Origin of the sequence: Modestobacter sp. VKM Ac-2985 (assembly GCF_026967925.1) — a bacterium.
Lineage (GTDB): Bacteria > Actinomycetota > Actinomycetes > Mycobacteriales > Geodermatophilaceae > Modestobacter.
Genome location: NZ_JAPVBI010000002.1, coordinates 952038 through 962182 on the forward strand (window position 1 = coordinate 952038; position 10145 = coordinate 962182).

Sequence of the window (10145 nt, forward strand, 5' to 3'; positions counted from 1 at the left end):
TGAGGGCTGCCTCACCGTGGTGGAGGCAGCCACCAGCCCGTTCTCGACGAGTGGCGGACGCTCAGGCGCCGAAGAGCTGGGTCCACCACGGGCCGCCGGAACCGGTGGCGACCCCGACCCCCAGCGTGCGCAGGTCGCAGTCGAGGATGTTCGCCCGGTGCCCGGGGCTGGTCATCCAGGCCGCCATCACCGCGGTCGCGTCGGGCTGGCCGGCGGCGATGTTCTCCGCCCGCGCGTGGCCCAGTCCCGCCGCGCGAGCGCGGGCGAAGGGGTCCAGCCCGTCGGGGCTCACGTGGGAGAAGTAGCCGCGGTCCCGCATGTCGGCGCTGTGCGCCCGGGCGACCGTCGCCAGGCCGGCGTCCGCACTGACCGGGGCGCAGCCTGCGGCGGCCCGTTCGACGTTCACCAGGGCCAGCACCTGCCCCTCGGGCCCGGGAGCCGCCGGTGCGGCTGCCGCTGCGGGGCGGGGTGCGGCCGCCGCGGCCGGCGGAGGTGCGGGCGCCCGGGCGGGCGCCGGTGCTGCGCCAGCGGCCGGCGCAGGTGCCCGGGGCGCGGGTGCGGCGGCCGGCGGTGGAGGCGGCGGAGCGGGGGCCGAGCCCGGGGCAGGAGCAGGAACCGGGGCCGGTGGGGGCGGCGGCGCCGGTACCGCGGTGGTGGTCGACGCCGACGGCTCACCTGTGCTGCCGGTCGCCGGGGCGGGCGCAGTGCTGGACGCCGCAGGGTCGCTGGACGCCGCAGGCTCGCTCGGGGCAGCGGGCGGTGCGGCGTCCGCCCGCTGCTCGACGTCCGTGGCGCGCTGCTCGACGTCCGTGGCCTGCGAGGCGTCGTCCAGGCCGGGCAGCAGGCGGCCGCCCAGCACGGTGGTCAGGGCGACCGCGGCGACGACGACGGCGACCAGCACGAGCGCCCACAGCGACCGGTGGCGTCCGGCCGAGGACGGCGGGGTGCGGCGGTGCGGCACGTCGACGTCCTCACGGTGAGTCCAGCTCGTCACTCAGGCGAGGGTAGCCGCATGCGGACGGTGACCGTACCGGTCACGGGCGGGCCTCCGCAGGGGTGGGCCCGGCAGGGAGGCGCGGCCCGCCCCTCGGTCCAGCCACTACCGTGGGCTTCTCCGGGCGTTCCCGGCACACCCCACATCTGGAGGAGCACGCCGCTCGTGAGCGACGTCTGGCTCAACATCGTCATGGTCTTCGCCTTCGTGCTGGTCGGCGGGGCGTTCTCCGGCGCCGAGATCGCACTGGTCTCCCTCCGCGAGTCCCAGGTCCGGGCGCTCGCCGAGACCGGCCGGCGCGGGCAGGCGCTGAACAAGCTGCTCGCCGACCCCAACCAGTTCCTCGCCTCCGTCCAGGTCGGCGTCACGCTGGCCGGCTTCTTCTCCGCCGCGTTCGGCGCCAGCACCCTGTCCGGGCCGCTCGGCGACGTCCTGATCGGTTGGGGGGTGCAGCCCGGTGTGGCCGACCCGCTGTCCTTCGTCGCCGTCACCATCGCGATCAGCTACCTGTCCCTGGTCGTCGGCGAGCTGACCCCCAAGCGGCTGGCCCTGCAGCGGGCCGAGGGCTTCTCCCTGGTGGTCGCCGCCCCGCTCAACGCCATCGCCAAGCTGTTCCGGCCGATCATCTGGCTGCTGTCGAAGTCCACGAACGTGCTGGTCCGTCTGCTGGGCGGTGACCCGCGGGCGAGCGGGGAGTCGATCAGCCAGGAGGAGCTGCGCGACCTGGTCGCCGCGCACGAGTCGCTGTCCAGCGACGAGCGCCGGCTGATCGACGAGGTGTTCCGGGCCGGGGACCGTGAGGTGCGCGAGGTGATGACCCCCCGCACCGAGGTCCACTTCCTGGACGCCAGCATGACCGCCAGCCGCGCGGCCAAGCAGGTCGCGGACTCCAACTGGTCCCGCTACCCGGTGGTGGGCCGGAACGAGGACGACGTCGTCGGGTTCGTGCACGTGCGCGACCTGTTCCTGCCCAGCCACCCGGCGGGGCGGGCGGCGACCGTGGGCGACCTCACCCGCGAGATCAAGCAGCTGCCGGGCACCGCCGGCGTGCTCACCGCCCTGTCGGGGATGCGCAAGGAGAACCGGCACTTCGCGATCGTGGTCGACGAGTACGGCGGCACCGACGGCATCGTCACCCTGGAGGACCTCATCGAGGAGGTCATCGGCGACATCTACGACGAGTACGACGAGGACGTCGCGCCCGAGTCCGAGGAGCCGGCCGAGGGGCCGCACGAGGTCGACGGGTTGCTCAACCTCGACGACTTCGCGGGGGCGACGGGGCTGCAGCTGCCCGAGGGCCCCTACGAGACGGTCGCCGGCTACGTGCTCGCCGAGCTGGGGCGCCTGCCGGTGGTCGGGGACAGCGTGACGGTCGAGGAGCGCACCCTGACGGTGCTCGAGCTCGACGGACGGCGGATCGCCCGGATCAGCGTCAGCGCCGCCCCGCAGCAGGACGACGACGCCGACACCGCCGCGGAGTCCACCGCAGGCTGACGGCCGGCGTCCTCAGGCCCGGCTGTTCGTGAACGCCCAGGCGTCGGCGACGATCTCGCCGAGGTCGGTGTGCTGCGGTGCCCAACCGAGCTCGTCCTGGATCCGGGCGGAGCTGGCCACCAGCCGGGCCGGGTCACCGGGCCGGCGGTCGCCGACGACGACCGGCAGCTCGTGCCCGGTGACCTCCCGGACCGCGTCGACCATCTGCTGCACGGAGAAGCCGGTGCCGCTGCCCAGGTTGTAGATGCGGTGCTCGCCCGGCGCCGGGGCCGGCAGCGCCAGCAGGTGGGCCGCCGCGAGGTCCTTGACGTGCACGTAGTCGCGGATGCAGGTGCCGTCGGGGGTCGGGTAGTCCGAGCCGTACACGGTGAGCGCCTCGCGGGTGCCGGAGGCCACCTGCAGCGCGATCGGGATCAGGTGCGTCTCGGTGGCGTGCCGCTCGCCGACGCCGTAGGCCGCACCGCCGACGTTGAAGTACCGCAGGCTGACCGCGGCGAAGGAGTGGGCCACCGCGTAGGACGTCAGCATGGTGTCGACGGCGAGCTTGCTGGCGCCGTAGGTGTTGGTGGGCCGGGTCGGGGCGTCCTCGCGGATCGGCACCTGGTCGGGCTCGCCGTAGGTGGCCGCGGTCGAGGAGAAGACGATCCGCCGGCAGTCGACCGCGCGCATCGCCTCCAGGAGCGCCAGCGAGCCGCCGACGTTGGAGTGCCAGTAGACCTCGGGCTCGACCTGGCTCTGCGCGACCAGGCTCTTGGCCGCGAAGTGCAGCACCGCCTCGGGGCGCACGTCGGCCAGCACGGGCGCGGAGTCGTGCAGCGAGGACCGGACGAACCGGGCGCCGGCGGGGACGGCGTCCTCGTGACCGGTCGACAGGTCGTCGAGCACCGTGACCTCGTGGCCGGCCTCCAGCAGGGCCGCCGTGACTACGCTGCCGATGTAGCCGGCCCCACCGGTGACGAGTACGCGCATGCCGCCAACCCTAGTGAGTCGCCCGGAGGACCTCCGGCGCGACCGAGGAGGAGGATCCCGTGGTCAGCGCCCGCCCTGCCGTGGCCGCCATGCCGGTCTACCGACCCGGCCGCAACCCCGCCGACCTGGCCCGGGAGATCGGTGTCGACCGTGCCGTGAAGCTGGCCAGCAACGAGGTCGCCTTTCCGCCGCTGCCGGCCGTCGTCCAGGCGATCGCCGCGACCGCGGGGGAGACGAACCGGTACCCCGACAACGGCGCCGTCGTCCTCACCCGGGCCCTGGCCGAGCGGTACGGCGTCGAGCCGGCGCAGGTGGCCACCGGCTGCGGCGCGGTCACCGTCTGCCAGCAGCTGGCCCAGGCCTACAACGACCCGGGCTCGAGCATCGCCTTCGCCTGGCGCTCCTTCGAGATGTACCCACTGCTCGCCCAGGTCGCCGGGGCCCGGGCCCAGCAGGTGCCGCTCGTCCCGGGCACCCCCGGCGGGGCCGCGGACACCCACGACCTGGACGCGCTGGCCGCGGCGATCGACGACACGACCCGGGTGGTCTTCGTCTGCAACCCGAACAACCCGACCGGGACGGCGGTGCGGCGCCCCGAGCTCGAGCGCTTCCTGGACGCCGTCCCGGCGCAGACCCTGGTCGTGCTGGACGAGGCCTACCGGGAGTTCGTCACCGACCCCGACGTCCCCGACGGGGTCGAGCTGATGCGCGGTCGGCCCAACGTCGCCGTGCTGCGGACGTTCTCCAAGGCCTGGGGCCTGGCCGGCCTGCGGGTGGGCTACCTGCTCGCCGAGGACCCGGCCGTGGCCGACGCCGTCCGCCGCACCCAGGTGCCGTTCAGCGTCTCCTCCCTCGCCCAGGCCGCGGCGGTCGCGGCACTGGCCAGCGAGCCGGAGGTGCGCGAGCGCTGTGCCGCCGTCGTCACCGAGCGCGCCCGGCTCACCGGCGCGCTGCGCGAGCGCGGCCTGCCGGTGGCCGACAGCCAGGCCAACTTCGTCTGGCTGCCGCTGGGGGAGCGCACCGTCGAGGTCGCCGCTGCGCTCGAGGCGCGCGCGGTGATCACCCGGCCGTTCGCCGGTGAGGGGATCCGGGTGACCGTCGGCACCCCGGAGGAGGACGACGTCTTCCTCGGCGCGCTGGACGACGTCCTGACCAGCGCACCGGCGGGTGCTGCCGGAGCCTGAGCGAGCCCTGCTGGGGCGCGTGGTTCGATGGAGGACGTGCCTGCTCCCCGCGTGCTGTCCGGCATCCAGCCGACGGCGGACTCCTTCCACCTCGGCAACTTCCTGGGTGCACTGCGGCAGTGGGTCGCCCTGCAGGACGACCACGAGGCCTTCTACTGCGTCGTCGACCTGCACGCGATCACCGCGGAGCAGCCCGACCCGGCACTGCTGCGCTCGCGCACGCTGGCGTCCGCCGCGCAGCTGCTCGCGCTCGGGGTCGACCCGGACCGCAGCGCGCTCTTCGTGCAGAGCCACGTGCCCGAGCACGCGCAGCTGGCCTGGGTGCTCCAGTGCCTGACCGGGTTCGGTGAGGCCAGCCGGATGACCCAGTTCAAGGACAAGAGCGCCCGCGAGGGGGCCGGGACGACGTCGGTGGGGCTCTTCACCTACCCGGTGCTCCAGGCCGCCGACATCCTGCTGTACCAGGCCGCCCGGGTGCCGGTGGGGGAGGACCAGCGCCAGCACCTGGAGCTGACCCGCGACCTGGCCACCCGGTTCAACGGCCGGTACGGCGACACGTTCACCCTCCCCGAGGCCTACGTGCCGCCGGGGGCGGCGAAGGTGCTGGACCTCCAGTCGCCGGACAAGAAGATGAGCAAGAGCCTCCCGCCGGCCGGCTGCATCAACCTCCTGGACGACCCGAAGGTGACGGCGAAGCGGATCCGCTCGGCGGTCACCGACACCGGCCGCGAGGTCGTGGCCGACCCGGTGGGGAAGCCCGGGGTGACGAACCTGCTGGCCATCCACTCGGCGCTGTCCGGGCAGAGCGTGGCGCAGCTGGAGGAGCAGTTCACCGGCCGCGGCTACGGCGACCTGAAGAAGGAGGTCGCCGAGGTCGTGACCGACGCCCTGGCCCCGGTCCAGCAGCGCACCGCCGAGCTGCTGGCCGATCCCGCCGAGCTCGAGCGCGTGCTCGCCGCCGGGGCGGCCCGGGCTCGTGCGGTGGCGGCCCCGACGCTGGCCACGGTCTACGAGCGGGTCGGCTTCCTCCCCGCCGTCGGGGCACCGACGTGAGGGACCGGCCGCTCCGGGCCGACGACACCTTCGTGCACCGGCCCGGCGCCGCGACGTCACCGGACACCGCCGTCCTCGGCGTCGTGGTGTCGGTCCCCGAGCCGTGGGCGCAGCTGCTGGTCGAGTGGCGGGGCAAGTGCGGTGACCCCCAGGCCACCCTCGTGCCCCCGCACGTGACGCTGCTGCCGCCCACCGAGGTGCCGATCGGCTCGCGGCCGGCGATCACCGAGCACCTCGCCCGGGTGGCCGCCCAGCACCCCCCGTTCGACATGCACCTGTCGGGCACGGGCACCTTCCGCCCGATCTCGGAGGTGGTCTTCGTGGCGGTCGCGCAGGGCATCGGTGACTGCGAGCTGATCGCGACCGACGTCCGGAGCGGGCCGCTTGCCCGGCCGTTGAGCTTCCCGTACCACCCGCACGTCACGGTGGCCCACGACGTGCCGACCGACATGCTGGACCTCGCCTACGCCGGGCTGGCCGAGGTGCACGCGGAGTTCCGGGTCGACGGCTTCACCGAGTTCGAGCAGCTGCCCAGCGGGGCGTGGGCCGTCTCCCGCGAGTACCCGCTCACCGGCCCGCAGCACTGACCCGCGTCCGCGTCGGGCTGCTGCTGCGCGGGGTCGCCGCGGAGCGCCCAGACTGGCCACGATGACCAACCCCGTCGCCCGCGCGGCCGGGGCGGCGGGCGGGTTCCTGCGGCGCCAGCGCGCCCGGCGCTCCTGGCTGGACCACCTGGTCCGGGCCGGCGGGCGCTACATCCGGGTGCACGCCACCCTGATGGCCTCCGGGGTCACCTACTACGTCTTCCTCGCCCTGGCGCCGGTGACCCTGCTGCTCGTCGCGGTCGCCGGGTTCGTCCTGCGCGGCGACCCGCTGCTGCAGGACGAGCTGCTCGGCGCCCTCCGGGACGCGGTGCCCGGGGAGACCGGGGACAGCCTGGCGCAGACCGTCACCACGGCCGTCGAGAGCGCCACCACGTTCGGCCTCCTCGGCCTGGTCGGCGTGGTGGTCATCGGGCTGGCCGCGATGGACAAGCTGCGCATCGGCATGGACATCGTCTGGCGGGGCCGGGCCGACCCGCCGGAGCTCCTGGCCGACCGGGCCCGGGACCTCGTCTCGCTGTTCGGGCTCGGCGTCGCGGGTGCCCTCAGCATCGCGCTCACCGCCGGCGCGGCCACCGTCGCCGACCAGGTGCTCGGGCTCACCGAGGTCGACGAGGTGCCCGGCTTCTTCGTGGTCAGCCGCGCCTTGCCGATCGTGCTGGCCGTGGCTGGGGCCACCCTGCTGTTCCTGTGGCTGCTCAAGGGGGTGCCGGGCACTCCCTGGGGCTACCGGCAGGTGCTGCCCGGCGCCGTCTTCGGCGCCGTGGGCTTCGAGGCGCTGAAGCTCGTCGGTGGGCTGTACCTGGCGGTCATCGGCGGCAACGTCACCGCCTCGACCTTCGGCGGACTGGTCGGCCTCATCGTGTGGATCAACGTGGTGTGCCGGTTCGCCTTCTTCACCGCGTGCTGGACGGCGACCCTCCCCGCGATCGAGCACGCAGAGACCCAGGTGCCGCACGGCCCGGCCGGGCCGACGCCGCTGCCGGAGATGGCGCGGGTCGACGAACGGGGCGCGAGCCCGGCCCCCGGCCGGCTCGCCCTCGGCCTGCTCGCGGTCGGTGCGCTCGCCGGTGCCGCCGGGAGCCGGCTCATCACCCGCCGCGGGGGTCGGAGGCGGCCTCGGACCGAGCGTCCCGGAGCACCGCCCGACGGCGACCGATGACCGTGGCCGCCACGATCACCAGCGCGCCGGTGGCCAGCCCGGCGGGCACGAGGGGGGAGGTGCCCGTCGTGGAGCCCGGAGCGGCCGCGGCGGCCGTGCCGACCGGCTCGGCCGCGGACGTGGCCTCGGCGGCCGCCCTCGCCGCCGTCTTCTCGGCGGCCAGCTGCTCGGCGGCCTCCATCTCAGCGGCCACCTCGCCCGGCTCGACCAGCCGGCCGACGGCCTCGGCGCCGGCGGGGACGGCGAAGCCCCAGTCCAGCAGCCGCCGGGCCTGCTCCAGCTCGTGCACCGGGCGGCGTTCGGCCTGCATGACGCTGACCACCAGGCGCCGGCCGTCGCGTTCGGCGGCCACGACGAAGGTGTGCCGGGCCGCGTCGGTGAACCCCGTCTTCCCGGCCAGGGTGCCCGGGTAGTCGCTCAGCAGGGTGTTCTGGTTCTGGATCTGGTAGCCCTCGTAGCCCGCGACGGTCGGCATCTGCGCGATGCGGGTCTGCAGCACGTCCAGGCGGTAGGGGTCGGTGACCAGCTGGCGCAGGATCAGGGCGAGGTCGTAGGGCGAGGAGGACTGCCCGGCCACGTCCAAGCCGGAGGGGGTGCCCGCCACGGTGTCGTACGCGCCCAGCTGGGCGGCGGTCTCGTTCATCGCGGCGAGCGTGCTCTCCACCCCGCCCGCGGCCCGGGCGAGGGCGTTGGCCACGTCGTTGCCCGACTGCATGACCAGGGCGCGGAGGAGCAGGTCGACCGGGTACTGGCCGCCGCGCACCAGGCCCACCCGGCTGCCCTCGATCGCCTCGTCCTCGACCGTGCCCTCGACGACCAGCGCGGGGTCCAGGACCGGCGCGAGGGTGAGCAGCGTCAGCGCCTTGAGCGTGCTGGCCGGGTAGTAGCGGCCGTGCGGGTCCCGGGCCCCCAGCACCGCACCGGTGCCGGCGTCGGCCACCAGCCAGCCGCGGGCGTCGATGCCCTCGGGGAGCGGAGGTGCCCCGGGCGCGGTCACCTGGCCGCGGGTGTCCAGCCGCTCACCGCCGACGGTGCTGCCGTCGGGGGCGCTGCCCTGGGGTGGCCCGTCCGGGTACGGGCTGGTCGGGGTCGGGGCCGCCGGGTCGACGGTGGGCCGGGGGTCCTCGGCCAGGGCCGGGCCGGCGGGGGCCAGCAGGAGCCCGATCACCGACAGCCCGGCCACGAGCAGCACGGCGGGCAGCCGGCGCAACGGCAGGGGTCGGCGCATGCCCGACGCTAACCCGCAGCGGCCTGCTCGATCGAACGGCGGGCGGTCCACGGTGTGCCGGAGGTCTCCCGGAAGGCGCCTCGTGTGTGCCGGGTGTTGCCCGTTGGCAACGATCGGGTCTCTATCCGTTCGCCTGGGGGTCTCCGGCGCCCGAGCCGCGGTTAGCGTGCCCACGTCGCCGTCGGAACCGCCTCGTGCCTGTGAGCTCGTACGTGTGAGCCGGACGGCGGAGCAGGCCTGGAACACACCGCACCGGGGTTCCCCGTCCGACCAGTGGTCGGAGGAGCCCTCTGAGAGAGGAGACCGTCTTGCGCCGAGTGCGTGGGATGAAGGCCGCAGCTCTGCTGCTGGCCGGCAGCATGGCCCTGGCGGCCTGCGCCAGTGACGAGACCGACACCGGTTCCGCTGACGGCGGCGGCGGCGGCAGCGCCGCCGGCGAGGAGCTGATGGTCGGGCTCGCCTACGACACCGGCGGTCGCGGCGACAAGTCGTTCAACGACTCGGCCTACGCCGGTGTCGAGGCTGCCATCGAGGAGATGGGCGGGGAGGTCCAGGAGCTGTCGCCCAACGACGACGGTTCCGACCGCGCCGAGCTGCTCACCCAGCTGGCCGAGCAGGGCTACGACCCGGTGATCGGGGTGGGCTTCGCCTACGGCGAGATCATCGGCGACATCGCCGCCGAGTACCCCGAGACCACCTTCGCCGTCGTCGACTCGTCGGTGGCCGAGATGGGCGCCGAGAACCTGACCGGCCTGCTCTTCGCCGAGGAGGAGGGGTCCTTCCTCGCCGGTGCGGCTGCGGCGCTGAAGTCCGAGACCGGCCACATCGGCTTCGTCGGCGGCGTCGAGAACCCGCTGATCCAGAAGTTCGAGGCGGGCTACGTGGCGGGTGCACGGGCGGTCGACCCGGACATCATCATCGACACCCAGTACATCTCCCCGGCCGGTGACTTCTCCGGCTTCGGTGACCCGGCCCGCGGCCAGATCGTCGCGCAGGGCATGTTCGACGCCGGCGCCGACATCGTCTACCACGCCGCCGGCGGCTCCGGTCAGGGCGTCTTCGAGGCCGCTGCCGCCTCCGGTGGCCGCGCGATCGGTGTCGACTCCGACCAGTACGAGACGGTCGGTGACCCGGCCCTGCAGGCGGTGATCATGACGTCGATGCTGAAGCGGGTCGACAACGCGGTGGAGTCCTTCATCACCGACTACTCCGAGGGCGCTGTCGAGGGCGGCCAGGACATCGTCAACGACCTGTCGACCGAGGGCGTGGGCCTGTCCACCTCCGGCGGGCAGATCGACGACATCCAGACCCAGATCGAGGAGTTCCGGCAGCAGATCATCGACGGCGAGATCGAGGTCCCGACGATCCCGTGACGCGCTCGTCCTGAGCAGCACGGACGCGGCGGGCCCGGGGGCGGTACACGCCCCCGGGCCCGCCGTTTTCCGTGTGTACCGTCTCC

9 protein-coding genes are annotated in these 10145 nt (G+C 74.4%); 6 read left to right on the forward strand and 3 right to left on the reverse strand.

Going from position 1 to position 10145, the window contains the following annotated elements:
• Positions 1-61: 61 nt before the first annotated feature.
• A complete protein-coding gene (locus O2V61_RS13915; protein ID WP_269183867.1) occupies positions 62-994 on the reverse strand; it encodes a CAP domain-containing protein in 933 nt (310 codons plus the stop codon).
• Positions 995-1159: 165 nt separating this feature from the next.
• Here O2V61_RS13915 and O2V61_RS13920 point away from each other — a divergent pair, with 165 nt between their 5' ends.
• Entirely contained in the window at positions 1160-2488 is a 1329-nt protein-coding gene (locus O2V61_RS13920; protein WP_269183868.1) for a hemolysin family protein, read from the forward strand.
• 12 nt (positions 2489-2500) lie between these two features.
• On the opposite strand, the gene galE is transcribed toward O2V61_RS13920, so the two are convergent.
• The gene (gene galE / locus O2V61_RS13925) at positions 2501-3457 is read right to left on the reverse strand and encodes a UDP-glucose 4-epimerase GalE (protein ID WP_269183869.1); all 957 of its coding nucleotides are present in this window, start codon (positions 3455-3457) and stop codon (positions 2501-2503) included.
• A 59-nt stretch (positions 3458-3516) separates the two neighbouring features.
• On the opposite strand from galE, the gene hisC reads away from it, so the two are divergent.
• The 4 genes from hisC to O2V61_RS13945 all read left to right on the forward strand — a co-directional run bounded on the left by hisC (position 3517) and on the right by O2V61_RS13945 (position 7458).
• Positions 3517-4641 (forward strand): histidinol-phosphate transaminase, encoded by a 1125-nt coding sequence (hisC, locus tag O2V61_RS13930; protein WP_269183870.1) that lies wholly within the window; start codon positions 3517-3519, stop codon positions 4639-4641.
• 27 nt (positions 4642-4668) lie between these two features.
• Positions 4669-5694, forward strand: coding sequence for a tryptophan--tRNA ligase (trpS, locus tag O2V61_RS13935; RefSeq protein WP_442929176.1), 1026 nt, complete (start codon positions 4669-4671; stop codon positions 5692-5694).
• Positions 5691-6281: a 2'-5' RNA ligase family protein gene (locus O2V61_RS13940; RefSeq protein ID WP_269183872.1), complete on the forward strand. Its 591-nt coding sequence runs from the start codon at positions 5691-5693 to the stop codon at positions 6279-6281. Before trpS ends, O2V61_RS13940 begins: the two co-directional genes overlap by 4 nt.
• Before the next feature lie 61 nt (positions 6282-6342).
• Positions 6343-7458 carry a YihY/virulence factor BrkB family protein gene (locus O2V61_RS13945; RefSeq protein ID WP_269183873.1) on the forward strand — a complete coding sequence of 372 codons (1116 nt, stop codon included), beginning with the start codon at positions 6343-6345 and terminating at the stop codon, positions 7456-7458.
• Here O2V61_RS13945 and O2V61_RS13950 read toward each other — a convergent pair.
• Positions 7388-8686: a D-alanyl-D-alanine carboxypeptidase family protein gene (locus O2V61_RS13950; RefSeq protein WP_269183874.1), complete on the reverse strand. Its 1299-nt coding sequence runs from the start codon at positions 8684-8686 to the stop codon at positions 7388-7390. The two genes, O2V61_RS13945 and O2V61_RS13950, sit on opposite strands and share 71 nt — an antisense overlap.
• A 317-nt stretch (positions 8687-9003) precedes the next feature.
• Between O2V61_RS13950 and O2V61_RS13955 the strand changes: the two genes are divergently transcribed.
• A complete protein-coding gene (locus O2V61_RS13955; protein WP_269184270.1) occupies positions 9004-10059 on the forward strand; it encodes a BMP family lipoprotein in 1056 nt (351 codons plus the stop codon).
• Positions 10060-10145: the final 86 nt, after the last annotated feature.